General features: G+C 69.3%; 18 protein-coding genes and 2 pseudogenes. 6 read left to right on the top strand and 14 right to left on the bottom strand.

The window, feature by feature from the left end; genetic code table 11:
- Positions 1-18: 18 nt before the first annotated feature.
- The 5 genes from OG711_RS31870 to OG711_RS31850 form a co-directional block, all read right to left on the bottom strand.
- Complete coding sequence (locus OG711_RS31870) at positions 19-1479, bottom strand: cation:proton antiporter family protein (protein ID WP_329561985.1); 1461 nt, start codon at positions 1477-1479, stop codon at positions 19-21.
- Positions 1480-2216: 737 nt separating this feature from the next.
- Positions 2217-3782, bottom strand: coding sequence for an MFS transporter (locus OG711_RS31865; RefSeq protein ID WP_073792172.1), 1566 nt, complete (start codon positions 3780-3782; stop codon positions 2217-2219).
- On the bottom strand, positions 3779-4327 hold the full coding sequence (locus OG711_RS31860) for a TetR/AcrR family transcriptional regulator (protein WP_073792173.1): 549 nt from the start codon (positions 4325-4327) through the stop codon (positions 3779-3781). Before OG711_RS31860 ends, OG711_RS31865 begins: the two co-directional genes overlap by 4 nt.
- 298 nt (positions 4328-4625) lie before the next feature.
- On the bottom strand, positions 4626-6068 hold the full coding sequence (argH, locus tag OG711_RS31855; RefSeq protein ID WP_329561981.1) for an argininosuccinate lyase: 1443 nt from the start codon (positions 6066-6068) through the stop codon (positions 4626-4628).
- 322 nt (positions 6069-6390) lie between these two features.
- The gene (locus OG711_RS31850) at positions 6391-7584 is read right to left on the bottom strand and encodes an argininosuccinate synthase (protein WP_073792175.1); all 1194 of its coding nucleotides are present in this window, start codon (positions 7582-7584) and stop codon (positions 6391-6393) included.
- Positions 7585-7802: 218 nt separating this feature from the next.
- On the opposite strand from OG711_RS31850, the gene OG711_RS31845 reads away from it, so the two are divergent.
- On the top strand, positions 7803-8516 hold the full coding sequence (locus OG711_RS31845) for a L,D-transpeptidase family protein (protein ID WP_329561979.1): 714 nt from the start codon (positions 7803-7805) through the stop codon (positions 8514-8516).
- 613 nt (positions 8517-9129) lie between these two features.
- Here the strand turns inward: OG711_RS31845 and OG711_RS31840 are convergent.
- From OG711_RS31840 to argC, 5 genes are all read right to left on the bottom strand, one after another.
- Positions 9130-9666, bottom strand: a complete 537-nt coding sequence (locus OG711_RS31840; protein ID WP_073792177.1) for an arginine repressor — start codon at positions 9664-9666, stop codon at positions 9130-9132.
- Positions 9667-9673: 7 nt separating this feature from the next.
- The gene (locus OG711_RS31835) at positions 9674-10876 is read right to left on the bottom strand and encodes an acetylornithine transaminase (RefSeq protein WP_329561976.1); all 1203 of its coding nucleotides are present in this window, start codon (positions 10874-10876) and stop codon (positions 9674-9676) included.
- On the bottom strand, positions 10873-11802 hold the full coding sequence (gene argB, locus OG711_RS31830; protein WP_073792179.1) for an acetylglutamate kinase: 930 nt from the start codon (positions 11800-11802) through the stop codon (positions 10873-10875). The genes OG711_RS31835 and argB overlap by 4 nt, the downstream gene beginning before the upstream one ends.
- 165 nt (positions 11803-11967) lie before the next feature.
- A complete protein-coding gene (gene argJ, locus OG711_RS31825) occupies positions 11968-13119 on the bottom strand; it encodes a bifunctional glutamate N-acetyltransferase/amino-acid acetyltransferase ArgJ (protein WP_073792180.1) in 1152 nt (383 codons plus the stop codon).
- Positions 13120-13216: 97 nt separating this feature from the next.
- Positions 13217-14245: an N-acetyl-gamma-glutamyl-phosphate reductase gene (gene argC, locus OG711_RS31820; protein WP_329561974.1), complete on the bottom strand. Its 1029-nt coding sequence runs from the start codon at positions 14243-14245 to the stop codon at positions 13217-13219.
- Positions 14246-14456: 211 nt separating this feature from the next.
- Between argC and OG711_RS31815 the strand changes: the two genes are divergently transcribed.
- From OG711_RS31815 to OG711_RS31795, 5 genes and pseudogenes are all read left to right on the top strand, one after another.
- Positions 14457-15278 (top strand): TnsA-like heteromeric transposase endonuclease subunit, encoded by an 822-nt coding sequence (locus OG711_RS31815; RefSeq protein WP_079184869.1) that lies wholly within the window; start codon positions 14457-14459, stop codon positions 15276-15278.
- Entirely contained in the window at positions 15278-17563 is a 2286-nt protein-coding gene (locus OG711_RS31810) for a transposase (protein WP_073792386.1), read from the top strand. The genes OG711_RS31815 and OG711_RS31810 overlap by 1 nt, the downstream gene beginning before the upstream one ends.
- Entirely contained in the window at positions 17560-17874 is a 315-nt protein-coding gene (locus tag OG711_RS31805) for a hypothetical protein (RefSeq protein WP_245876885.1), read from the top strand. The genes OG711_RS31810 and OG711_RS31805 overlap by 4 nt, the downstream gene beginning before the upstream one ends.
- A 27-nt stretch (positions 17875-17901) precedes the next feature.
- Positions 17902-18843, top strand: coding sequence for a TniB family NTP-binding protein (locus OG711_RS31800; RefSeq protein WP_245876886.1), 942 nt, complete (start codon positions 17902-17904; stop codon positions 18841-18843).
- Positions 18809-19309, top strand: a pseudogene (locus OG711_RS31795) (TniQ family protein); the annotation flags it as partial. The gene OG711_RS31800 and the pseudogene OG711_RS31795, both read left to right, overlap by 35 nt.
- A gap of 798 nt (positions 19310-20107) precedes the next feature.
- Here the strand turns inward: OG711_RS31795 and OG711_RS31790 are convergent.
- The 4 genes and pseudogenes from OG711_RS31790 to OG711_RS31775 form a co-directional block, all read right to left on the bottom strand.
- Positions 20108-20611, bottom strand: coding sequence for a hypothetical protein (locus OG711_RS31790; protein WP_245876902.1), 504 nt, complete (start codon positions 20609-20611; stop codon positions 20108-20110).
- 241 nt (positions 20612-20852) lie between these two features.
- Positions 20853-21668 carry a hypothetical protein gene (locus OG711_RS31785; protein WP_073792182.1) on the bottom strand — a complete coding sequence of 272 codons (816 nt, stop codon included), beginning with the start codon at positions 21666-21668 and terminating at the stop codon, positions 20853-20855.
- Between the two features lies 1 nt (position 21669).
- Positions 21670-26184, bottom strand: a complete 4515-nt coding sequence (locus tag OG711_RS31780; protein ID WP_329561967.1) for an AAA domain-containing protein — start codon at positions 26182-26184, stop codon at positions 21670-21672.
- Between the two features lie 303 nt (positions 26185-26487).
- Positions 26488-26690, bottom strand: a pseudogene (locus OG711_RS31775) (integrase core domain-containing protein); the annotation flags it as partial.
- Between the last annotated feature and the right edge of the window lie 50 nt (positions 26691-26740).

Genomic DNA, 26740 nt, shown 5'->3' with positions numbered 1-26740 from the left:
CCCCTCCCCGTGGGCCGGCTACGGACACGTGGTGTCGTCGGCCGGGCGGGAGGCGGGGTCCGCAGCGGGACGCGTGGTCGGCGCCGCGGGGGCGTCGGGCTCCGGGGAGGCGGCGGCGAAGGCGTCCGTGGTGCCGATGAACCGCCAGCCGTGCTCGGGGGCCGTGGCACGGGAGCGGGGCGGGGCGGCGGGCGGGAGGGGTCCGGGGCGCGGGTCGTCGTGCCGGCCCGCCGGGTCGCCGGGGACGGGGTGCGGAGCCCGGTGGTGCTGGGTCGTCGGCTCGTCGTCGGGAGCACGCCGGTCGGCCTTGTCCTGACGGCGGCGCCAGACGCCGTTGGCCGTGTAGTGCAGGGTGTTGATGGTGAGGATCGCCGGACCGACGACGGCGACGGTGCCCGGGAAGTCCGGTTCCAGGGCCAGCGCCAGGATGATGGCGGTGATGCCGTTCTGCTGGCCGAGCCCGAGCTGGACGCGGTCGGCGCGGTCGAGGTCCGGGAAGAGCCGGGGCACGGCGAACAGCCCGATGAGGATCTGCGCGCCGAACGCGGCGGCCCCCAGCACGAAGCCGCGCCAGGGGGACACCCCGTCCACCAGCAGCAGTCCGAGGACGAAGGCCGCGACGGAGAAGGCCACCGCGACGGAACGGTTGACGAGGGCCGCGTACCGGCCGACCCGGACGACCAGGCCGAGCACGGCGACCGCGAGCATCAGCATGGTCTGCGCGGCGACGGCCACCACGGCGGCGACCAGCAGCAGGCACAGCAGATCGGTCAGGCGCGGGAACGGCGAGGCGAGCGGGGTGTCCTGGCCGGGCGGCGGCATCGCCGCCCGGGTCCGCTCCCGGTCCAGGGCCCGGCGCCACAGCCGCCGGGGCACCCACCACAGGCCCGCGGCGACGGCGAACAGCAGCAGGTTCCCGCCGAGGCTCAGGGCGTACGCCGCCAGACCGTCCCCGGCGGGTCCGGCGGCCGGAGAACCGGAGCGGCCGGAGAACCGGAAGGCGAGGACGGAGAAGTAGAGGGTGAGCAGCACGGTGACCGGGTCGTCGAAGGACGCCCAGACCGACAGCAGGTTCTTGGCGCGCGGCGACATCCGGCTGCTGCGGTTCATCGCGGCGACCGACAGCGGGTCGATCTGTGCCACGGCGATACCGAGGACGAGGTACTCGGGCTCCCGGAACGCGGCGATCATGACGCCCGCGATCAGTACGGCCTTGAGCAGGACGCCGAGGGTGACCGTCCAGACAAGGGCCCGCAGATCCTGCCGGATTTCCCCGGGGTCGATCTCATGCGTACTGCCGTAGAGCCCGACGGCGAGCAGAAGTCCCGCCATCGCCGAATACCAGGAGGCTTCGGTCAGGGCCCGGGAACCGAGGAGTTGTCCGGCGGTGAGTCCGGCGAGTACGGCACAGATGGCCGCGACAAGGGCCGGCGGGAAGGAGTTCTCCCCGTCACGGCGTAATAAACGGCGTGCCTTCACGAGCCGGTCCCCCTTCCCCGCCTGCGGTCCCGTCGCACAAGATCAGCGAATGACCGCGGGCCACGCGGGACCCGTCCCGGACACGCATATGCCAGACGGCCCGAAGGAAAGGCCGCACCGGCTGGAATGAACCGGTCGCCGACTGTACGAGCAGCCCATCATGCCGCAAGAAAAGCGGGCTCCACCCGGCTTCACCGACATCGTCATCTCCGGTTCCCCCTCCATACGACGACCCCTGATCTAAAATGACCGCTTGGTCCGGGAATCTCAAGAGCGAGGCAATTTCTCGCCCCCGGCCACCGAAGCCCGTCCCCCGGCGCGGCAGCGCCGTCCGCGCGGACCTGACCCGCGCATACGCCCCCGCACGCCCCCGCACCCCCACCCTGGACACGGCCGGGCGACGGCGAACGGTTCCCGTGACACAACTCACCCCAGGGAGAAGGGTAGTTGGTATCCGCCCGGGGCAGCGCCCGGCGTGACGACGGGACCGGGCGAAGCCGGGTCGGCGTACGCCGATCGGCCGGACGCAGCGGACGGGGGGCCGCCCGGTCACCGGGCCAGGACGCTCCCGGCGGCCCGGACACGCGGCGGGCCCGGCGTCATGTCGACGCCGGGCCCGTCCTCCGTCCGGATCGTTCCGTCAACGCCGGGGACCGGCGTCATCCTCGCCCGGCCGCAGATGTGTTCGGTGAGGGAGTCCCGGACGGAACGCCCTCACCGGGTCACCCGCGCGCGGGTCACGCGTGGTGCGCGGGTTCGCGTTCGGGCTGCTCCTCGACGCTCTCCAGCCGCTGGCCGCGCAGCATGAACCAGGCGGCGACCGCGGTCGCGAGCAGGACCACCGCGCCGACACCGGCCGCGAGCCGCATCCCGTCCACGAAGGCCGCCTGCGCCGCCGACACCAGGGCGTCCGCCGTCTGCGGCGGCAGGGCCGTCGCGGAGTGGACCGCGCCGCCCAGCGACTCATGGGCCGCCGCGGCCACCTCGGGCGGGGTCCCGGCCGGGACCGTGAAGTCGCGGTACACACCCGTCACGATCGAGCCGAGCAGGGCGATACCGAGCGCCGCGCCGAGTTCGTAGGCCGTCTCGGAGACCGCCGAGGCGGACCCCGCCTGCTCCTTGGGCACGCTGGAGAGGATCACGTCCGCGGTGACCGTGAACGCGAGACCCGAGCCGATACCGACCGTCAGCAGCACCGCGCCGAGCACCGGATAGCCGGTGGACTGCTGGAGGACCGTCAGCGCGGCCAGCGCCAGACCGATCGCGGCGAGACCGGCGGACACCACGGAGCGTACGGAGAACCGGCGGGCCACCGTACCGGCGGCCAGTCCCGCGGCGACCGCGCCGACCGCGGCGGGGAGTTCGGCGAGACCGGCCTCCAGCGGGGGCCGTCCCTGGACCAGCTGGAGGAACTGGGACAGGAAGAAGATCAGTCCGGCCATACCGAGGATGGTCAGCAGGTCCGCGAGGACCGCGCCGGAGAAACCCCGGTTCTTGAACAGCCGCATGTCCAGCAGCGGAGCGGGCAGCGACAGCTGACGGCGCACGAACCAGACCAGGGCGGCGGCACCGAGCACGGCGGCGCCCAGCGGCACGGGACCCACGCCGTGCGCGGCGGCCTCCTTGATCGCGTAGACGACGGCGATCATGCCGATCAGCGACAGCACGACACTGATGAGGTCCCACGGCCCCGGAGCGGGGTTGCGCGACTCCGGCAGCAGCTTGATGCCGACCACGACGAGCACGGCCATCACGGGCAGGTTGATCAGGAAGACCGAGCCCCACCAGAAGTGTTCGAGCAGGAACCCGCCGACCACGGGCCCGACGGCCATACCGGCGGAGGCCGCGGCGCCCCAGACACCGATGGCGATACTGCGCTCACGCGGGTCGTGGAAGATGTTGCGGATCAGGGCCAGCGTGGACGGCATCAGCGTCGCACCGGCCACACCGAGCAGCGCGCGGGCGAGGATCAGCATCTCGGGCGTACTGGCGTACGCGTTGAGCACCGATACCGCGCCGAACGCGACCGCGCCGATGAGCAGCAGCTTCTTACGGCCGATCCGGTCACCGAGGCTGCCCATCGAGACCAGCAGACCGGCGATCACGAACGAGTAGACGTCACCGATCCACAGCAGCTGGGTACCGGTGGGCGCGAGGTCCTCACTGATGTACGGGGTGGCGAGGCCGAGCACCGTCGCGTCGACCGCGACGAGCAGTACGGCCAGGACGAGGACGGCGAGAGCGAGCCACCGTCCGGGGCCGCGCTCCAGGGCCCCTGGTGCCGCGTTCTTGCTGCCGATCATGATGTCACGCTCCGTCGTACGCCGCCGAGCAGGAGCTCGACCAGCATGAAGTGGAAGTCCTTGGGGGCCAGCCGGCCGCTCGACACCGCCCAGGCGGCCGAGCCGAGCAGCCCGTAGAACGCCTCGGTGAGCCAGACGGTGCTCAGGTCGATACGGAACTCACCGCTCTCCTGGCCCCGGCGGAACAACGCGCAGATCCGCGCGTCGAGCCGGTTCCAGCCCTCGTTCTGCCCGTCCTCGAAGAGCTCGTTCTCCGTGACGAGGAAGGCGATCAGTCCGGCCGAGGGTTCGGCCGCGGCGACGAGCCGGCGGAGGGCACCGAGGGCGTCGCCCTCACCCAGCCGCGCCTCGTCCAGCGCCGCCTCGAACTCCCGCAGGCCCAGGTCCTCCAGCGCGCGGATCAGCGCGTCCCGGCCCGCGAAATGGCGGTGCAGGGTGGCCCGGCTGATACCCGCGGCCTTGGCCACCTCGTCCATGGTGGCGGTGGCCCGGCGGGTGAGCAACGCGGCGGCGCTGCGCAGCACGTCTTCTCGGTCGACTGACATGAGACGAGGGTAGCCCATGTGAGACAGCACTGTCTCATCCTGAACGTCGAGGTCCCAGGCGAGGGGTGAATGCCCAGGTCAGACCCACCAGCGGCGTCACCACGAACATCATCATTGTCAGAGGTACCGGACAGACCGGGAGATACGCACAGGTTTTCTGGGGCCGGGAAAGGCTGCGGGAACGGCGAAGGGCCCGTCGAACGATCGACGGACCCTTGTCACCGCGCGGCAGGGCCGCCGCGCGGTGATCTCGGACTCGGCGCCCGGCCCGGGTACCCGGACTCGGCGCCCGGCCCCGCTACCCGGCCTCGGTGCCCGAGGCGTCACCGGCCCAGGCGCGCTGGACCGTGAGGTCGAACTTGGTCTCCATGAGCTGGAGGGCGACAGCGGACGGCGCGGTCCCGCCCCGGCCGTTGCGCGCGGCGAGCGCGCCGGACACATCGAGGACCACCCGGACGTCGGGCGTCAGATGCGGGGAGATCTTCGCGAACTGCTCGTCGCTGAGCTCGTCCAGCTCGATGCCGTGCGCCTCGCACTCCTTGACGCACTCCCCCGCGACCTCGTGCGCCACCCGGAACGGCACACCCCGCTTGACCAGCCACTCGGCGATGTCCGTCGCCAGCGAGAACCCGGCGGGGGCCAGCTCGGCCATCCGCTCCCGGTTGACGGTGAGCGTCGCCATCATCCCGGTGAACGCGGGCAGCAGGACCTCCAGCTGGTCGCAGGAGTCGAAGACCGGCTCCTTGTCCTCCTGGAGATCCCGGTTGTACGCGAGCGGCAGCGCCTTCAGGGTCGCCAGCAGGCCCGTCAGATTGCCGATCAGCCGCCCGCTCTTGCCCCGGGCCAGCTCCGCGATGTCCGGGTTCTTCTTCTGCGGCATGATCGAGGAACCGGTGGAGAACGCGTCGTGCAGGGTGACGAAGGAGAACTCCTTCGTGTTCCAGATGATGATCTCCTCGGCGATCCGGGAGAGATCGATGCCGATCATCGCGGTGATGAACGCGAACTCCGCGACGAAGTCCCGGGACGCGGTCCCGTCGATCGAGTTGGCGACGGACCCGTGCTCGAAGCCCAGCTCACGGGCGACCGCCTCCGGGTCGAGCCCGAGCGACGACCCCGCGAGCGCCCCGGAACCGTACGGGGAGACCGCCGTGCGCTCGTCCCACTGCCGCAGCCGCTGCGCGTCCCGGGACAGGGCCTGCACATGCGCCAGCACATGGTGCGCGAACAGCACGGGCTGGGCGTGCTGGAGATGCGTACGGCCCGGCATCGCCACGTCCGGGTGCGCCTCGGCCAGACCGACCAGGGCGTCCTGGAGGTCCGCGATCAGCGCGCCGACGATCCGCGCGTGGTCGCGCAGATACATCCGGAAGAGGGTGGCGATCTGGTCGTTGCGCGAACGGCCCGCGCGAAGCTTGCCCCCGAGGTCGGGGCCCAGCCGCTCCAGCAGCCCCCGCTCCAGCGCCGTGTGCACGTCCTCGTCGGCGACGGTCCCGGTGAACGAGCCGTCCGCGACATCCGCCTCCAGCTGGTCCAGTCCGGCGAGCATCCGCTCCAGCTCGTCGGCGGTGAGGAGTTCCGCCTTGTGCAGGGCGCGGGCGTGGGCCCGGGACCCGGCGATGTCGTAAGGGGCGAGCCGCCAGTCGAAGTGGACGGACGCGGAGAGTTTCGCCAGGGCCTCGGCGGGGCCGTCGGCGAACCGGGCGCCCCAGAGCCGGACATCACCGCTGTTGCTGCTCACTGCACTTGCTCCTCGGCTTGCTGGACTCGCTGGACTTGCTGACTTGCTGTCCTGCTGACTTGCTCGACCTACCGGATCTGCTGGATCTACCGGATCCACGGCGATCGTAGGGGGTGACACCCACACCTGCGGACCCTCCCGGAGAGCCTTCGCGACCCTTGCGCCGCCGGGCCGGTGGTGATGCGCGACCGCCTCCCGGCCGGGTACGGCGAGGAGGCGGTGGGCACCCGCGGCCGGGACCCGGCTGCGGGCGGGAGGCTGCTCGGCCGTGGACGAGCCGCTGGGCGGGCTCAGTCGCGGACGAGGCGCCGGCGGGGGGCGGTCAGCCGAGGTCCCGCTTGGCGGCGATCTTCGCGGACAGCGCGAAGATGTCGATGAAGCCCTGCGCCTTCGACTGGTCGAAGGTGTCGCCGGAGTCGTAGGTGGCGAGGTTGAAGTCGTACAGCGACTCCTCGGAACGACGGCCCGTGACGACGGCCCTGCCCCCCTGGAGGGTCATCCGGATGTCGCCGGAGACATGCTGGTTGGCCTCGTTGATGAAGCCGTCGAGCGCGCGCTTGAGCGGGGAGAACCACAGGCCGTCGTAGACCATCTCGCCCCAGCGCTGCTCGACCTGGCGCTTGTAGCGGGCGAGTTCACGCTCGACGGTGACGCTCTCCAGCTCCTGGTGCGCGGTGATCAGCGCGATCGCGCCCGGCGCCTCGTACACCTCACGGGACTTGATGCCGACGAGGCGGTCCTCGACCATGTCGATCCGGCCGACGCCCTGGGCACCCGCGCGCTCGTTGAGCTGCTGGATCGCCTGGAGGACGCTGACGGGCTTGCCGTCGATCGCGACGGGCACGCCCTCCTTGAAGGTGATGACGAGCTCGTCGGCCTCACGGGTGAGCGCCGGGTTCTGCGTGTACTCGTAGATGTCCTCGATCGGCGCGTTCCAGATGTCCTCCAGGAAGCCCGTCTCGACCGCGCGCCCGAAGACGTTCTGGTCGATGGAGTACGGGGACTTCTTGGTGGTCGCGATCGGGAGGTCGTTCTCCTCGCAGAAGGCGATGGCCTTGTCGCGGGTCATGGCGTAGTCGCGGACCGGGGCGATGCACTTGAGGTCGGGGCCGAGGGCCTGGATACCGGCCTCGAAGCGGACCTGGTCGTTGCCCTTGCCGGTGCAGCCGTGGGCGACGGTGGTGGCGCCGTGCTTCTTCGCGGCGGCGACCAGGTGCTTGACGATGGCGGGCCGGGACAGCGCGGAGACCAGCGGGTAGCGGTCCATGTAGAGGGCGTTGGCCTTGATCGCCGGGAGGCAGTACTCGTCGGCGAACTCGTCCTTGGCGTCCGCGACCTCGGCCTCGACCGCACCGCAGGCGAGCGCGCGCTTGCGGATGACGTCCAGGTCCTCGCCGCCCTGGCCGACATCCACGGCGACGGCGATGACCTCGGCGCCCGTCTCCTCGGCGATCCAGCCGATGGCGACGGAGGTGTCCAGGCCGCCTGAGTAGGCGAGTACGACGCGCTCGGTCACGGGTTTTCTCCTCACAGTGCATTCGCTGATATGCATGAGTATGCAGTCTTCCGCATGTTTCGTCAATCTCGCCCTCGGGTAGCCCCGGCGGACCCCGATCCAGGCCCCCGCGACCCGCCCGGCCTGGGTCCGCCACCTCCCCGGTCCAGTCCCCCGCGACCTGCCTGAACGGACCACCCGACCTGCCGCCGAAGCCGCCGCCCCGTACGTTCTGAGCCATGCGCACCGGTGCCGTCGCCCTTGTGTCCGCCGTCCTCCTCGCCCTCGCCCTTCCCGCGGCCCCGGCCGGGGCCGCGCCGCTCCCGTTCCCGCTGCCCGCGCTGATGGCGGACACCGGCGGCGGCAGCCAGCTCATCACCGCGACCGCCCCCGGTATCCGCTCCACCACGGGCACCGTCACCTGGTGGGACCGGCGGGGCGGTCGCTGGAGGGCCGCCGGGACCGCGCCCGCCCGGTTCGGCGCGAACGGCCTGGTGGAGGGCGGCGTCCGCGAGCAGGGCACCAGCACCACCCCGACCGGGCTGTACGGCCTCCCTTACGCCTTCGGGACCGCGCCGCCGCCCGGGGGGACTCGGATGCCGCACCGCCCGGTGCGCGACAGTTCCTGGTGGTGCCAGGACAACGACTCGGCCGCGTACAACCGCTGGACCGACCCCCGTCCCGCCGACTGCCGGCCGACGGAGGCCGAACGCCTCGCCGACTACCGCACGCAGTACGCCCACGCGCTCGTCGTCGCCTTCAACTACGACCGGCCGGTACGGGGCCGGGGCGCGGGGATCTTCCTGCACGTGGACGGCGCGGGTCCGACGGCGGGCTGTGTGTCGGTGCCCCGGCAGGCGATGGCGGATCTGCTGCGCTGGGCGGACCCGGCCCGCCGCCCCCATATCGCGATCGGCACCGAGGCCGGGGCCACGGCGTTGTACCGCTACTAGCCGGGTTCACAGCCTTCTGCGCAGGCCGTCAGGACGGTGGCCGCGAGTTCGTCCGGCTGGGCGTACTCCGTTCCTGTGCTGTCGCTCGGTGGTTTCGCGCAGTTCCCCGCGGGTCGCCTTCGCTTGCGCTTCCGAGGTTCGTCCGGCTGGGCGTACTCCGTTCCTGTGCCGTCGCTCGTGGGTTTCGCGCAGTTCCCCGCGCCCCTTTGGGGCGCGTTCTGTTTGTTCTTCGGGTCGGTGCCGGTCGGGATTCTCCGTCCTCGATCCGACACGCTCGGTACGACGTCCATCGGAGCTACTGAAGAGCATCGGAGTCTGCGAGCAGAGATTCCCGCCCACCCCCTCCCGCAGCAGCGCGACCGCGCGAGGAGGAGGGTATGAACCCCGGCCCCCGCTCGCCGACAGCCCGCAGCCTGCCGACAGCCCCAGGTGGGCGCCCCTTCAGGGGCGCGGGGAACTGCGCGAAAGACGAGGGCGGACCCGCACCCGAAGAGCGACCGCAAGGGGGCAGCATCCAGGGGCGCGGGGAACTGCGCACCCCACGAACGACCTGTGCGGGGACAAGTACGCCCAGCTCAAGAAACCCGGCGGCGCAAGCGAAGGCGACCCGCAGCTACCCCGTGTTCTGCGCCAGCCGCAAAAGGTGCTCGGCCAGCGCCTGCCCCCCCAGCGGATCCCTGCTGATAAGCATCAACGTGTCGTCCCCCGCGATCGTCCCGAGGATGTCGTGCAACTCGGCCTGGTCGATCGCGGAGGCGAGGAACTGCGCGGCGCCGGGCGGCGTCCGCAGGACGACGAGGTTCGCGGACGCCTCCGCGGAGATCAGCAGCTCCCCGGACAGCCTCCGCATCCGCTCCTCCTTCGCGGACTCCCCGAGCGGTGCCCGGGGCGTCCGGAACCCGCCCTCGCTGGGGACCGCGTAGATGAGGTCCCCGTCGGTGTCCCGGATCTTCACCGCGTTCAGCTCGTCGAGGTCCCGGGAGAGCGTCGCCTGGGTGACGCTCAGCCCGTCGTCGGCGAGCAGCTTCGCGAGCTGGCTCTGGGAGCGGACCGGCTGCCGGTTGAGGATGTCCACGATCCGGCGGTGCCGCGCGGTCCGGGTCTGCGGCACCGCGGGCCCGGCCTGCTCGTTGTCCTGCGCGTGCGTCATCGTCGCTTCATTCTCCGGCTCGTCCGTCCCCGTGGGCTGCGTCGAGAACACCCGGCAGCGCCCGCAGGAACGTCTCCGCCTCGTCGTCGCGGAAGTTCAGCGGCGGCATCAGCCGGACGACATCGGGGGCGGGCGCGTTGACGAGGAGACCGGCGTCCTGGGCCGCGCGCTGCACCTGGGCGGCGAGCGGTTCCGTGAGCACGATACCCAGCAGGAGCCCCGCGCCCCGGACCCGGCGGACCAGCGGGTGTCGGAGCGACTCGATTCCGTCCCGGAGTGTCCCGCTCTGCCGCTTCACGTTGTCCAGCAGTCCCTCGGCCCCGATGGTGTCGAGGACGGCGAGTCCGGCGGCGCAGGCGACGGGGTTGCCGCCGAAGGTGGTGCCGTGGTGGCCGGGCTTCAGCAGGTCGGCGGCGGGGCCGAACGCGACGGTGGCGCCGAGCGGGAGCCCGCCGCCGAGCCCCTTGGCGAGAGTGACGACATCGGGGCGCACCCCTTCGTGGGCCTGGTGCTCGAACCAGTGGCCGGTGCGGCCGACGCCGGTCTGCACCTCGTCGAGGACGAGGAGGGTGCCGGTGGCCTCGGTGATCGCGCGGGCCGCGGCGAGATAGCCGGGCGGCGGTACGACGACGCCGTTCTCGCCCTGCACCGGTTCGATGATCACCAGCGCGGTGTCCTCGGTGACGGCGGCGCGCAACGCGTCCACGTCCCCGTACGGGACATGGGTGACGTCGCCGGGCAGCGGGAGGAACGGTTCCCGTTTGCCGGCCTGGCCGGTGAGGGCGAGGGCGCCCATGGTGCGGCCGTGGAAGCCGCCGGTGGTGGCGACCATATGGCCGCGTCCGGTGAGCCGTCCGATCTTGAAGGCGCCTTCGTTGGCCTCGGCGCCGGAGTTGCAGAAGAACACCCGGCCCTCGCGGCCGAAGAGCTGGAGGAGGCGTTCGGCGAGGGCGACGGGCGGTTCGGCGACGAAGAGGTTGGAGACATGGCCGAGGGAGGCGATCTGGGTGCTGACGGCGCCGACGACGGCGGGGTGGGCGTGGCCGAGCGCGTTGACCGCGATGCCGCCGACCAGGTCGAGGTACTCGTTGCCGTCGGCGTCCCACACCCGGGCGCCCGCGCCGCGCGCGAGGGGGAGCCGGGGGGTGCCGTAGTTGTCCATGAGGGCGCCCTGCCAGCGCCGGGTCAGTTCCTCGTTGGCGGTGGTCACCGTGCTCCTCCTTCGGCGCTGTTGCGGGGTGACGGCGCGGTGCCGTCGGGCACGACCATGGTGCCGATGCCCTCGTCGGTGAAGATCTCCAGCAGGATCGAGTGCGGCACCCGGCCGTCGATGACGCGGGCGGTGTGCACGCCGTTGCGGACGGCGTACAGACAGCCCTGCATCTTGGGGACCATGCCGCTGGCCAGGTCCGGGAGCAGCTTCTCCAGTTCGCGGGCGGTGAGGCGGCTGATGACCTCGTCGCTTTTGGGCCAGTCCTCGTAGAGGCCCTCGACATCGGTGAGGACCATCAGCGTCTCGGCGCCGAGGGCCGCGGCGAGCGCGGCGGCGGCGGTGTCGGCGTTGACGTTGTAGACATGGCCGTCGTCGGCGGAGCGCGCGATGGAGGAGACGACGGGGATGCGTCCGTCGGCGAGCAGTGCCTCGATGGCCCCGCTGTCGATCTCGGTGATCTCACCGACCCGGCCGATGTCGACGAGTTCCCCGTCGATCTCGGGGCGGTGCTTGCGGGCGGTGATGGTGTGGGCGTCCTCGCCGGTCAGGCCGACGGCGAGCGGCCCGTGCTGGTTGAGCAGTCCGACGAGTTCGCGCTGCACCTGTCCGGCGAGGACCATCCGGACGACGTCCATGGCCTCGGGGGTGGTGACCCGCAGGCCCGCCTTGAACTCGCTGACGAGTCCGTGCCGGTCGAGCTGGGCGCTGATCTGGGGGCCGCCGCCGTGCACGACGACGGGGCGCAGGCCCGCGTGCCGCAGGAAGACGACGTCCTGGGCGAAGGCGGCTTTCAGGTCCTCGTCGACCATGGCGTTGCCGCCGAACTTGATGACGACGACCTTGCCGTGGTGGCGGGTCAGCCAGGGCAGTGCCTCGATGAGGATCTGCGCCTTGGGGAGGGCGGTGTGCTTGCGGGTGCTCATGGCTCCTCGGGTGTCCTCGGCCCGGCGCGGCCCCTGCGGGCGCGTGGCGGGCTCGGCTGGGGTCGTGCGCGGGCCGGTCGCGCCCGGACGTCCGGCGGGCCGGTCGCGGGCCGGGCCGGGCGGGTGCCGTCCGGGTCGGGCGGGTGCCGTCCGGGGTCGGTCCGGTCAGGAGGAGTACGCGCTGTTCTCGTGGACGTAGTCGGCGGTGAGGTCGTTGGTCCAGATGGTGGCGCTCTCGCCCCCGGCGGCGAGGTCGGCGGTGACGACGACCTCGCGGTAGCGCATGTCGACCAGGTCGCGGTCCTCGCCGACGCCGCCGTTCTTGCAGACCCAGACGCCGTTGATGGCGACGTTGAGCTGGTCGGGCTCGAACGCGGCGGAGGTGGTGCCGATGGCGGACAGGACGCGGCCCCAGTTGGGGTCCTCGCCGTGGATGGCGCACTTGAGGAGGTTGTTGCGGGCGATGGAGCGGCCCACCTCGACGGCGTCGGCCTCGGTCGCGGCGCCCACGACGTCGATCCGGATGTCCTTGCTCGCGCCCTCGGCGTCCCCGATGAGCTGGCGGCCGAGGTCGTCGCAGACCGCGCGGACGGCCTCGGCGAACGCGGCGGTGGCGGGCGTGACCCCGGACGCGCCGGAGGCGAGCAGCAGCACGGTGTCGTTGGTGGACATGCAGCCGTCGGAGTCGACCCGGTCGAAGGTGACGCGGGTGGCGTCGCGCAGTGCCCCGTCGAGTGCGGCGCTGTCGACGTCGGCGTCGGTGGTGAGGACGACGAGCATGGTGGCGAGGCCGGGCGCGAGCATCCCGGCGCCCTTGGCCATCCCGCCGACGGTCCAGCCGTCACCCCGGGCGACAGCGGTCTTGTGGACGGTGTCGGTGGTCTTGATGGCGATGGCGGCCTTCTCACCGCCGTCCTCGTCGAGCTGGGCGGCGGCCGTCTCCACCCCGGGCAGCAGCTTGTCCATCGGGAGGAGGAGCCCGATCAGTCCGGTGGACGCGACGGCGACCTCCCCGGCGTTGAGCCCGAGGACGGTGGCGGCCTTCTCGGCGGTGGCGTGGGTGTCCTGGAACCCCTGGGGGCCGGTGCAGGCGTTGGCCCCGCCGGAGTTGAGGACGACGGCGGAGACCTGGCCGCCCTTGAGCACCTGCTCGGACCACAGGACGGGGGCGGCCTTGACGCGGTTGGAGGTGAACACGCCCGCGGCGGCGAGTCGGGGCCCGTTGTTGACCACGAGGGCGAGGTCCGGGTTGCCGTTCGACTTGATCCCAGCGGCGATCCCGGCCGCCGTGAATCCCTGTGCTGCGGTGACGCTCACTGCTGCTCCTTGTCGGCCGCGCGGGGCGGCGGGTGTCCCGTCGCCCGGAGCGGGCGGGGAGGGTAAGGGTTCCTTCGGGCGGGGGCCGCCGTCCGGCTCAGGGGGCGATCCCGACGGTGGAGAGGCCGGTGGTCTCGGGCAGGCCGAGGGCGATGTTCATGCTCTGGATCGCGCCGCCCGCGGTGCCCTTGGTGAGGTTGTCGATGACGCTGATGACGATGACCCGCCGCGCGGCCTCGTCGTACGCGACCTGGAGGTGCGCGGCGTTGGACCCGTGCACGGACGCGGTGGCGGGCCACTGGCCCTCGGGCAGCAGCCGTACGAACGGCTCGTCGGCGAAGGCCTTCTCGTACGCGGCGCGCACGGCGGCGGCGTCGACGCCGTCCTTGGCGCGGGCGGAGCAGGTGGCGAGGATGCCCCGGGACATCGGTACGAGGGTGGGGGTGAACGACACGCTCACCGGCTCGCCCGCGACCGCGCCGAGGTTCTGGCTCATCTCGGGGGTGTGCCGGTGCCCGCCGCCGACCCCGTACGGGGAGGCCGAGCCCATGACCTCGCTGCCGAGCAGATGCGGCTTGGGCGTCTTGCCCGCGCCGGAGGTGCCGGACGCGGCGACGATCACGGCCTCGGGCTCGATCAGTCCGGCGGCGTAGGCCGGGAACAGGGCGAGGGTGACGGCGGTGGGGTAGCAACCGGGCACCGCGATGCGCTTGGACCCCTCCAGCGCCACACGGGCGCCCGGCAGCTCGGGAAGCCCGTACGGCCAGGTACCGGCGTGCGGGGAGCCGTAGAACCGCTCCCAGTCGGCCGGGTCCGTCAGCCGGAAGTCGGCGCCCATGTCGATGACCAGCACATCGGGGCCGAGCTGCTCGGCGACCGCGGCGGACTCGCCGTGCGGCAGCGCGAGGAACACCACGTCGTGCCCGCCGAGCACCTCGGCGGTGGTGACCTCCAGCACCCGGTCCGCGAGCGGCACGAGATGCGGCTGGAGCGCGCCGATCCGCTGTCCGGCGTTGGAGTTCCCGGTCAGTGCCCCGATCTCGACCCCCGGATGCCCGGCCAGCAGCCGCAGCACCTCTCCCCCGGCGTACCCACTGGCCCCGGCAACCGCCACGCGAACCGACATACCACTCCTCCTCCTGGAGGGCATGACTATACGCAGCGCCGCAGTTTTATGCAACGGTGGGGCGACGCCGCCTGGCGTGCCGGTTGCGACGGAGATTTTTAGTTGGCACATGGAGAACGCTGGTTGGCAAATCTTGATCCCCTCACGCTGTGTTGCGGGCAGTACCAGCGAAACGCCCCCGTCGCCGGTCGAGTGGTGCTTCTCTGGATGAGTGGGCGAGGCAGCGAGAGCGAAGATCCCGTCGGATTCAAGTCAGCTGGACCACCTTGTCACGGCGTACGACGGGGACGCCGGACTGCGGGATCGGCTGCGGCTCGGGGACGACTGGCCGCGTCGGTGGAGTTCGACGTGGCAGGTGGGCGCCGACGAGGTCTGCTGGCCGGTCCGGGACATGGCTCACGTACCGGTGATGTCGTCCCGGCCGATGCGGGGGTTCACGTGGCGGGCGAAGCAGCGGCACCGCCCCGGCCTGGAGGCGATGGCGTCAGCGGGCGGGAAGCATGGCTTCGAGTCGCTGAAGGAAGTGAGCCTGCTGGTCGCGCTGGACTTCTTGAAGGCATCGGAAGTGCTGTCGCAGCCGTTCCGGCTTGATTTCGAGCATGCGGGCGGGCGTGCCTGGCACATCCCGGACTTCCTGGCCGTGATCGGCGGTGGGATGTGGTTGCTGGACGTCCGCCCGATGGAGCTGATCAAGGAAGAGGACGCGCTGAAGTTCGCGGCGGCCAGGGAAGTGGCGGCTGCCTGCGGCTGGCGGTACTCGGTGGTCGCGGGCTGGCGACCGCATGTCTGGAGCGTCCTTGACCACCTGTCCTCGCGCCGGCGGCCGGCTAGGGACCTTCTCGGCATGCGCGAGCAGCTGCTCACCGCTATCAGCGGGCAGAAGGGGCAGGCGATGACGTTCTCCGACCTGGCGGAGGCGACCAGCGTGCCTTCCGTTGGCCGGGCGAACATCGTCCGGCTGCTCTGGCACCGCGAGCTCGGCGTTGACCTGGGCAGTCCCTTGCGCCACAGCTCACTGATCTGGGCGGTGTGATGGCAGCGAGGCGCTTCTTGCAGATCGCGCCGGGTAGGCGGGTCGCGCTCAATGGCGTCGAGTGGACGGTTGACGACGTCCACGGTCAACTCGGCCGGCTCGTCCTCGTGGATGACGACGGCCGCGCGGAGACCCGCTCGTTCCGTTGGCTCATCAACCATGCTGACCTGCGGCTTCTTCCGGTAGTCGAGTCAGGGCGCCCGCCGCCGGTCGCCCGGCAGCCGAGGACAATGGCCGACTTGACCAAGGACCAGTTAGAGCGGGCCCGGCTGCGGGCGGCGCACGTGCTGGAGGCCGAGACGGGGTTCCGGGAGGGCCACCCGGCTCGGGCCCTGCCGGGTGAGCCCCGGCCGGCCTACGACCCGGACCGCACGACGTTGACTCAGCGTCGGTACGCGAAGGCTGCGGAGATAGAGGCGATGCCCCGTCCGGAGGCGGTCCGGTGCGGTCTGCAGCACCTCAGCTACCGGACGCTGGTACGTCTGTCGGGACTGGCGGGCGACAGTCTCCTGCTGGCCTGCGCAGACGGGCGCTGGACGCGGCGACGCAGCGGGCACCGCACCATCACGAAGGAGGTCCGGGAGGCGATCTTCGCAGTAAAGGCCGAGTGCGGCCCACGCGCCCGCCTGAGCCAGGGTGCCAAGCACCGGTTGATGCACCAGTACATGCGTGAGCGGTTCCCGACGTTTCCCACTGAGAAGATTCCTTCACGCTGGACGCTCGCGGCCGTCTGGAAGGAGTGGTTCGGGCCCAGCGGAGCCCGGCCGCGTTACGGGCGGACGGCGGAGGCGGCCGCGGAGGCCGGGGTCTCCGGCCGGGTGGTGGTCCACAGGCCGGGCCAGGTTCTGGTGCTGGACTCGACCCCGATGCCGGTGAAGCTGCGCGAGACCGTGTTCGGCGACGCGATCACCGCGACGCTGACCCTCGCACTCGATCTCTACACGCACGGACTGCCGGCCTTCCGGCTCACGCTCCAGTCCGACACCTCGGTCGACATCGCGATGCTGCTGCGGGACGTGATGCTGCCGCTTCCGATGCGGGACGGCTGGGGCGAGGACATGGAATGGCCCTACGCAGGGGTGCCGGCCGAGGTGATCGCCGAGTTCACCGGGCACCGGGTCGCCGCTCTGCCGTTCTTTGCCCCGGAGACAGTCACCACCGACCACGGCGGCCCCTACAAGAATCACGACCTGGTGGAAGCCGAAACGGAGATCGGCTGCCGGATCCTGCCTGCTCGCGTCCTGCGGCAGACCGACAAGTTCGCGGTCGAGCGCCAGTTCCTCACCATCCAGACCATGCTCTTCGAGCACCTGCTGGGATTCACCGGCGGTGACGTCGCGGAGCGCGGGGCCGACCCGGAACGCGATGCGAGCCTCACACTCACGCAAGCCGAGCACATCATCGCGACCTGGATCGTCCAGATCTGGCAGAACCGTAAACTAGGCGAATACGCACCGAGTTGGGCACCGGGTGAAGACCACAGCCCCAACACCCTGTTCGCTGCCGCGATGGAACAGGGCGGCTTCGACCTGGACTTCCCCGAACCGAGCTTCTACTACAAGGTCCTGCGCAAACACCACGTGAAGATCCATCCTCGTCGCGGGGTGAAGATCCTCGGGCTCTGGTATCACCACCCGGTCTTCGACGAGCCGCGCTTCCAGCAACCCTCCGCCCGGGGCGGCAAACACGCGGGCAAGTGGGTTGTCCGCAGTGACCGGAGGGACCGCCGGCAGGTGTTCTTCCAGGACCCTGCCGACCACGAGACCTGGCACATTCTGCGCTGGAGAGGGCTGCCGCCCGAAGGTGAGATCCCTGCTTTCTCGGACAAGACTGCCGACGCCCTGCTGACACGCGTGAGGGCGAACAAGATCAGGATCCATTCCGAGAGCGAGCTCCTGGAACATCTGCTCGGGATCCTCGGCTCGGTCACCCCAGTCGACCAATGGCCCAGCCAGGCCAAGAGGAAGGCCGGAAAGAAGCAGCGCGTCGCCCAAGCCCGCGAGATCACCCGCGCACAGGCTGCGGCCGCTGACCGCCCCGCCGCACCCGCCATCGCGGATGAGCTAGCTCCGGCTGAGATGCCCGCGGCCTGGGCCGAGCACGCCCGCACGATCGACCACGCGGTCGACGCCGACCGCCGTCGACGACGCGAAGAAGCCCTCGCCGACGTCAAGCCCGTGGCCCCGGCAACGCTGCAGGAGGCCCTGAACCGGCGTCCCATGTTCCGGCTTCCGCCCCCCGACGACTCGGAAGCCGATACACCTGTCCAGGAGGACCACACGTGACCCGAGCCCTCTCTCACGATGATCCGCTGGACGGTCTGCCTTCACGAGCCAGGATCGCCGAGCTGATCCTGGGCAGCCGCCCGCCCCTCGACACCTACGTTGGCTGGCAGCACTACCGCACCCACTACGAACTACTCGTCCCCGCTCCGACGATCTCCCCGCAAAAGTGGTCGATGCTCCCTGAGAGCCGCCGGTACGACTACGACCTCTACCGGGAGCTGACGAACGCGAACCTCCCGCTGCAGGACACCCCCATGCATGACAAGGTCGGCAAGCTGATCCGGCGCCGGTTGAGCGGCAACACGAGGTAGAAGAACGACCCGACCCGCGCCGGCGTCATGATCAGCGGCTGGGGCAACTACGGCAAGACCGCGTCTGTTTGCTCAGCCGGGGCCGTCTTCGAAAAGCAGTGGCTTGAACTCCACAGCTACCTCAACCCCCAGGCTCTGCCGGGCACCCGCGATCTCCACGCACCGGTCGTCTATGTCTCGACCCCGGTGACAGCAACGCCGAAAAGCCTTTGCACGTCGATCTTAGGCTTCTTCCGGGCCCCGACGCGCAAGTCGGCCACGCTGCCGGAACTGGTACGGCAGGTCGCCGACTCCCTTTACGACCATGGCGTCAAAGCTCTGATTCTGGACGACATCAGCCGGCTGCGGATGCACAGAGCCGACGACCAGGACGTCCTCGACCTGATGCGGGCCCTTATGAGCCTGGACGTCACTCTGATCCTGACCGGCGTCAACATCTCCGGCATCGGGCTGCTGCGTGAGGCCAAGTGGAACAAGAAGACCCGGCAATGGGAGATGCCACCGCTGGAGTCGACCCGCATCCACGGTTTGGAGGTCACCCAGACGGAACACCGCTTCGAGCTCATCGAGATCGACCGGTTCCGCTACACGACCCCGAAACAGATCGCGGCCTTCGTCAATCACCTGAAGGGAATCGAGAAGCACCTGCGGCTGATGAACGCGACGCAGGGCATGCTCACCGGCGGCGGTATGCCGGAGTACTTGATGCGTCGCACCGGCGGTGTCATCGGCCTGCTGGGACGCCTGCTCGAAGACGGCGCCCAGGAAGCAATGGACTCCGGGAAGGAAATGATCGACGAGAGCCTGCTGGACGAGATCGTGCTCCGGCGGGACGAGCCCGAACAGCCGCCGGACGAGCCCGTCATTCCGGCCGCCCCGCGGACCGCCGTCAAGAAGCCCACGCAGGCGAAACGACCCCGGAACACCGTTTTCGATGACCCTGGCCCCGCTGCCCGCGCGGGCGCCTGACGGAGAAGCCACGATGCATCCACTGCCCCGGAATCTCGAACCTGCCTCAGGAGAGTCCCTTGTCAGCTACCTGCTTCGGCTAGGGCATCGCCTCAGCCTCCCGCCTCTGCAACTGATCCGTGCGGCGGGCTGGACCGATCGCGTCCAAGCCCATCACATCCCAGGCAGTCTGCTGCTGAATCTCACCGGGCCGGAGGCCCAAGGATTCGCCCGACTGACCCGCCAGACAGCCGAGGAAGTGTCGGCACTGACACTGACACAGTGGCGAGACCGGTATCCCCCCATCGCCTGGTCTTCCGTGTCCGGACCGGGACCGGGACAGAGGCCGGACCCATGGCTCTTCGTCGGCTCCCCACGGTATTGCCCCACCTGTCTGGCGGGCGACTGCACCCCAGCCCAGCGATTCCACGGCGGTCCCTGGCGCAAGCTATGGCACCTACCCTTTGTCTTCAGCTGCGTAGAACACCAGACCTATCTGGAAGCAAGCTGCCCGCGCTGTGGGCAGCCGCGCGCCATATCAGGGCGCCTGATTGAGCGGGCCAACGATCACACCCTGCACCCAGCGCAATGCCGGTGGACGATCGGCACCCCAACCCGGAAACGAAAGTCCCGCGCCTGCGGCGGCAGACTCGATCAGCGAGTTGCTACAGATCCTTACCGTCGGCCACACCCAACATCGGACATCCTTCGGTTCCAGCAGTCCCTGCTTGCCCGCCTAGAACCGCTGACTCCGGCCTCGGACGCATCCGAGTACTTCACTGATCTCCGGCTGGCCACCGCACTGATCGCTACTACTTGGCCAGTAGGGCAACATCTTCTCGACACCACCTTCACCGGGCATGTGGCCGCGTACGTCCACTCCGCTTCAGGGAATTCGAGTACCAGCAACGATTTGCAGCACTCTCGCTTGCGCGATGTACCGCCCCGTGACCCGATCGCCTGTGCCGGACTCCGACGCGCCGCACACGCCTTACTCGAAGCAGACGATCTGTCCGAACACCTTTCCCACATCGTCCACACCCCCGGGGAACGGCCGACACGTACGCCCTGGGTACGCATCTACGCCCGACATGAAAACTCGTGCTCACCGCGATTCCGAGACGCAGCCGAACCCCTGACCCGCACCTACCGCAAAATCGGCGGCCCACAGGGATTCCGAGCACCACTGCGGGACGACTACCGACCAGAACACATCCCCGCATACCTGGAACTGGACTGGTATGAAAGATACTTCGCACCTATTACCGGCATTGCCCCGAAGGTGCTACGCCGAACCGCTGCAGTCCGGCTCGTCCAATGGGCCATAGGCGGACCTCTCGACGAGGCCGCGGCCTACCTCGGCATCACCCCAAGCCTGGTGCGGTTCAGAACCAACACCGACTTCAAACGCTGGGAGCGCGCAGGACGCAGTCCAGCCGAGTTCGAACGAGTCCTCCGCGAACTCGGTGCCGAACTCCGAGCACCCCGGCGACCACTCATCGACTACCAGCGCCGACGCGAGGCGCTCAGGGACTGGTCCCTTCCTCCGGATGAATGGGACGCCCTGGTCAGCGAGTTGCCACCGCTTCCCGGCCCCATCCGGCCACCGGTCGGCGACCGCAAACGCCAGGACGCCTCCGTCTACATCTGGGTACAGGTCACACAAGGCGAGCACCTCTTCGCCCCACGCCCCATCGAGGCCGAACAGCCTCAAGACGTCCAACGCGAATGGGCTCTTCGCCGCAACACCACCTGGTATAACCTCGTCCGGCCAAATACCTTTCGACACTATGCCGACCTACGGAAACTCCTCGCCGGATATGCCCAACAGCTCGCCCGGGGCATCGACTCGGGTACAGGCGGGTCATTTACAGTCAACCAATAGTCCGACGCGTTCAGAGCGTGACCTGCCCACCAAGAATTCCGGTTACAGCGTTGCAGGCAGGGCTCGCACGCGTCACAGAGAGAAAGCAGTACTGCTCCGGCCACGACCTGGCCAAGGCATTCTCACTCGTCACGAAACTTCGAGGTTAATGAGGGTGGCTTGCTGCCAGGTCGTTGAGCACGGCGTTTACTGTGGACCAGCAGAGGTCGGCCGTGTCGAAGTCTGCGCTGTGTTTGGCTCGCTTTTCCGCGAGGGGGTGGACCAGGTTGCGGTAGGTCCGTAGCAGGTCCGAAGCCATTTTTGCGTCTTGGTCGATCCACTGGTTGGTGTGGGCATGCTGAATGAGGTCCTGCAGCCGGGTGTCGCGGGCGGGGCGGGTCAGCGGCACGGTTGCGTTTCTGACGTCGGCGGCGTGGACGAGGACGCCTTCGAGGAGGCTCCCGAGCATGATGACAGCGGAGGTGTAGGCGCCGTGTTCTTGGCAGATGCGGGCTTCGTCGAGGCGAAGTTGAACGGCGCGAGCCAGGTCGGGATCGGAGACGATGTCTGTGATGGCCACCTTCAGCTGTACGCGCTGCGGGCGAGGGGGTTCGTCGGGGTCGTACTCGATGAGGAACGGCTGCCCCTTGCGGTAGTCGATGCGGCGGCCTTCGAGGGCGAGGACTTCCTGGAGGCGCTGGATGACGGCGTCGTAGTCGGCGGGTTGTTGTTGGTATTCCCGTCGGTTGGCCAGGCGCAGGATGACGCGCTCGGTGTCTCCTGTCTGGTCTTCCTGCCGTTCGCACAGGATGGTGTGGACCCAGCGGTGGCGAGGGCTTCCGTCGTGGTCGGGGACGTCTTCCCAGCCGGCCCGGCGGAGGAATGGAGCCAGTTCCCAGCCCGCTCGGCGTTTCATGCCCGGCTCGTCACCGCAGATCATGGCGGCCAGTTCTTCAAGGGTGCTGTCGTCGAAGTTGTCCATGTCAGTGTTCCTCGCTGTCTTCGTCCGGCTCTCCGTCGTAGGGGTCCGCGTCTTCGTCGGGTTCGGCCTCGGCCAGGCCGACCGGCGTCCAGGGCATGTCAGTCGGCGCGTCATCTATGGATGACTCGCGGACCGTTCGGGGATGGATGCCCAGCTCGGTCAGGCGTTCCCACAGAGGTTCCAAGGCCTCGTCTGGTGAGAGGGCGAAGGCGCTGCTGCGTATGCGCCAGAACGTCCAGCCGGCGCGGCGAAGCTCCCGCTCGCGCTCGGCGTCGTCGTGGATCTGCTTCGGGGTGGAGTGGTGAGGGCTTCCGTCGCACTCCACTGCGAGGCGTCCGTGACCTCCGGTGACCACGAGGTCGATGCGTTTCCCGTTGACTTCCCACTGGGGCACCACGTCGTAGCCGCGTTCCTTGATGCGCAGGAAGACACGCTGCTCGAAGAGCGAGTCGAAGGGCTCGCAGCGTCGGTCTGCGCTGACGTGGGCGGGCTGGTGTGGGTGTGTGTAGGGCGGTGGCGGGCTCACCATGTAGGTGAGCAGGGAGCGCCTCAGGTCTTTGCTGCTGAGCTGGTCGACGGTCAGGGAATGGAAGAGCCACATCTGGTCGCGGGCCCGGCTGGCGGCCACGTTGAAACGTCGTTCATTGTTCCGGCCGGTCGCGGCGATGACGTTGGCTCCGTCGACGACCATCGACAGGAGAATGACGTCGCGCTGGTCTCCCTGGAACTGCTCGGGTGTGCCGACGAGGATGCTGTGGCGTTCGCGGGCCGACACGTCGATGCGCTGGTCGACGAGGTCCTGTACCAGGCGGGTCTGGTCGCCGTGGCGCAGGATGATCACGCCGATACTGCGGTCGGCGTAGGCAGGGTTCTGGGTGAGGCGGTGCAGTTCGTTGACGACAGCCTCTGCCTCCGGCCGGTTGATGAGTTTGTCCCGGCGTCCTTCGCAGTACCCTTCGGGCACATGGACGACCTTCAGCGGCGGGAGGCGGTCGGAGCCGTGCTGGCGCAGCAGGACCAGCTGGTTGTCGGGATAGAACTGCATGGAGGACCATTTGATGATCTCCGGCATGCACCGGAAGTGCTCGGTGAGACGGATCACTTCAGTGAAGCGGGACTGCAGCAGTTCGTACAAGTTGGACTTGGGGTCGAAGCCTTCGCGCTGCCAGGGTTCGAGGCCGGCCATGCGCTCGTCGAAGATCTGGGTGATCCGGTCATGCTTGCTGCCGCTGTAGAACGGGGCGCATTGCCGGTCGTCGCCGACGACGATGATGCGGGGTGCGAGCCAAAGCAACAGCAGGCCGTCCAGGCCCACTTGGCTTGCTTCATCGACGATGACGACGTCGAAGGAGTCCGGCTCTGGACTGATCGTTTCCGCTACCTGGTTCAGCGGCATGATCCACGCCGGTACCGCTCCTTGCGCTGTCTGCATGGCTGAGCGCGCGTGACGCTGGTGGCGTTTGCCGTACTCGGTGGTTCCCTTGCCTGCATTGGCCACGGCGCTGGCGTACGCAGCAAGGGCCTGTTTGTGCTTGGTGGTCATGCGGCTGACGCAATGGAGTGCTGCGCGGTCGCAGACCAGCTGTTCCACCAGGTCGTGCAGCCGGCCTTGGATCTGGGCCAGTTCGCCTTCGAGTTGCTCTTCGCGTCCTGGGAGCAGGTGGGTGTCGAGGAAGTCCTGAGCCTGCCTCCATGCCCAGGCCTGGGGCAGCACGGCGAACCGGGAGCGCCAGTGCGGGGCGAGGGGATCGCCGGCGAAGTCCTTGGCGAGTTCGGGGTGGGCATCGGCAAGGCACTCGAAGAGTTTCCCGGTCTCGCGCCGGTCTGCCTCACGCTGGTATGCCGCAGCCAGTGCCTCCACCGCCTGCGCGTAGGCCTGCGCATCACGGGCCGCTACGGCATCCACCGCGCGCTGCAGCTCTTCCACGCCATGCGGGTGAGGCGGCGGAAGACTCTTGAGAAGCTCTTCGAAGCGTTGTGTTGCGGTCCTGATGTGCAGGAGTTGACGGGCCTGGGCCGTGGCCTGGCGGATGTCGCGCCACTGCTCGGCGGTGGTGACCGGTGTCTGAATGCCGTCGGCCAGCAGGGTTGCGTGGAGCTGGCGGATGACCTCCACGCAGGTGTCGATGGCCTGCAGGATGACGGCCCTGTCCAGGAGCTCGGACGTCATCAGTTCGGCGGTGTCCTGTCCGACGGCCGATCCGACGCCGGTCCACCGGCCGCGCAGGGTGCGGGCGTGGGCACGCATCTCCAGTTGCCGTACGACCGCGGTGATGTGCGCCCGGCTGGCCGGCGCCATGCCTTCTACCCGGCACTGTTCGAGGAGGAATCGGGCTTGCTTGACGACGGCCGGTCGGGGCCATCGCGTGTTCAGTTTTCCGGTGCGCAGGACGTGTTGCTCCAGATTGCGGCCCGCGATCAGGAACTCCTTCTCCTCGCTTTCAGACAGGCGCGGGATCTCCACTTCCAAGAAGGAGGCGGCGGCTATCTCGTCGTGGGTCTGCTGTGCACGCTGTGAGGCGTTTCGGATGCTGTCCCACAGCTGCTGCCATCGCTGGGCGATGCCGTCCTGCAGCGCACGCGTGGACCAGACATTCGCCTGCCAGGAGGTGGGGTCCGCGGACAACCCGACCCTCTGCAGGGCCTGCTGAGCTCGGTCCAGGAGCGCTTCCAGCACCATGAGCCGCGCGTCACCGTGGTCCGCCAGTTCCTGCGCCAGCGGTGTGACCGGCTCGCGGCCGACGGCTTCCTCGGCTTCTTGAAGTTCCGTGATGCGGCGGGAAACCTCCGTCGAGTCCGGCAGCGTTGCCGGGTCCGGGCAGTACTGGATGCGGGCGTCGAGGATTCCGGGGCCGTGTTGGGCAACCAGCAGCCACAGTCGCTCAGCTTCGTCCGTGGTCAGGGGCGGGACCTGTGGGGCCTGGACATCCAGGGGCGGCAGCCACTGATATTCAGCTGCGCCGTGTTCCACTGCCTGCACGATGTCGTCGAGCCGCCCTCGGTAGCCCGGCGCGATCTCGGGGTGCTCGTACCACTCGACCTCGCGTACCTGACGCAGACGGTCTTGGACTTTGGCCTGCTCTGCCATGAGCTGGTGCCGCTGCGTCTGTTGGTCGTCGATGCGCTGTTGGAGCCGAGCAAGGTTCGTTGTCGCGTTCAGGTGGGCCAATGCTCCCAGCGACTGGCTCAGATCGGAGTTACCGCCCTGCCACTGATCGCCTTGGATCACGCACATGCTGCGCAGCTTGGACGGCAGCTGGTCGCGCAGCACGTTCAGAGCCTGGCTCTTGGCGCTGGTGACCAGGACTCGCTTGCCGTCCGCGAGGAGTGCGGCGATCAGGTTGCTGATGGTGTGTGTCTTTCCGGTGCCCGGCGGGCCCTGGACCACGACACTGGTGTCGCGCTGCAGCCGGTCCAGGACATCGCGCTGGGCAGCGTTGGTGACCATCGGGAACAGCGGATCCGGTCCCAGTGCCGGCGGCACGGAGCCATTCCTGCTCCCCCAGGCCGTCCGGTGCTCCGGTTCAAGGTCATACAGCAGCTGCGCCAGCCCCAAAGGAGCCCGTGCTTCGGGACGTTTCAGCGCCCGGGCGATGCTCTCGTAGAAGCCGAGGACGGAGCGCTGGCTGTGTTCGCGCAGGATGAGCGCGGGCGCGAGATGCAGTGACCGCGTCTGGGGTTCAGCGGTGCGGTCGGGGTGCTGGCCGGTGGGGTCGAACGGGAGCACGCGGTCGACTCCGAAAGCCCGCTGCGCCCACGAGCGCACGGCCTGTGCAGCCCGGTCCGACAGCGGGTGGAAGGGGACGTCCTCGACAGCGGAGCGCACGACCCCCAGCAGCTCCGACGTGTAGCCGTCGGACTCGCTGAGGAAGTCGGTGTCTTCCAGACGGCCGGGGTGCTCCGGCACGAGAGAAACGGTCACGTTGATCGATGCCGGTTCAACGGTGAGGGTCACCGGTGTGGTCACGATGCGCCGGCGGACCCGGGCCGAGGGACGACCGGCTCCGAGTTGCAAGAGACCTACAGCCAGGACTACTTCGAAGGTGTCACTGTCCTGATCGATCTTCTTGGCCATCCGGTACAGCTGCCGGTGCAGTCGCCGCTGCGGCTCGGCCGCCAGCTCTTCCTGCGACCATCGCATCCACTTGCCGGCCCACGTCTCGTACGCCTTGCGTTCTTCGGAGCTGCCGCTCTCCAATGCCGGCTGGTTCTCCTCCACAACCGCCTGGAAGTCGGCCATTCGATCATTCGGGGTGCTGTCGATCAGGCCGGGAGGTTGTGGTCCGGCGGTGGCGGCGGCCTCGGCGGAGACCCTGCCATGCAGGATCGCCGGCAGCCGCGGTGCCTCTTGGGGCGGACGGTGCTTGACCACCATGATGCGAGGATCAGCGTCCGCAGCAGGGCGCACGGTCCCATCGGGAGCGTCCGCGAGCCATACCGTTTCCGGGTACTTGGCACAGTCGCGGATGGTCTTGGAGACGGCGCCCCGCACCAGCTCCTGCAGACAGTCGATCAAGACGCGAGTGTCACGGACGGCTTTGGGATCGCTGCCATCTCGTACTGCCGGGCGGGCCATCACATCCCCCAAACGCCTACCACTGTGGCAAGCCTTTCAGGATCCATGACTGCTGCACGCCAGGCAATGTGGGGGACTCGCGCACAAACATTTCCGGACATGAAGACAGTCCGGTGTGCCTCTCTCTCGGTCCTGCCGGGCTATGAACGGATCAGCCGCTGCAGCACGGCGCATCACGAGACGGCACAGGCCCACACTCAGAGAGGAAGACACCCTGGCCACAGCCTTCCGTCGCAGGTTCTGGCTGTATTGAGCCGCAGCGTTGATCACGCGGCTGATCGGTGGCTGGCCGCCGAGTGCGGTGTGGCAGCAGTGGTGGTTGTAGGTGTGTAGGAAGTCTTCCAGGGCCTCTGTGCATTCGGTGTTGCTGGTGTAGGGCCGCAGGTAGGCCCACTCGTCGAGCAGGGTGCGGTTGAAGCGTTCGACTTGCCGTTGGTCTGCGGCCGTAGGCGCGGGTGAGCTTGCCGGTCCACGCTGAGGAGATCCCGGGCCTGCT

It is taken from the genome of Streptomyces uncialis (assembly GCF_036250755.1).
In the GTDB taxonomy this organism is placed as follows: domain Bacteria; phylum Actinomycetota; class Actinomycetes; order Streptomycetales; family Streptomycetaceae; genus Streptomyces; species Streptomyces uncialis.
Note: the sequence above shows the minus strand (reverse complement) of the source record. Positions and strands in the feature narration are given on the sequence as shown.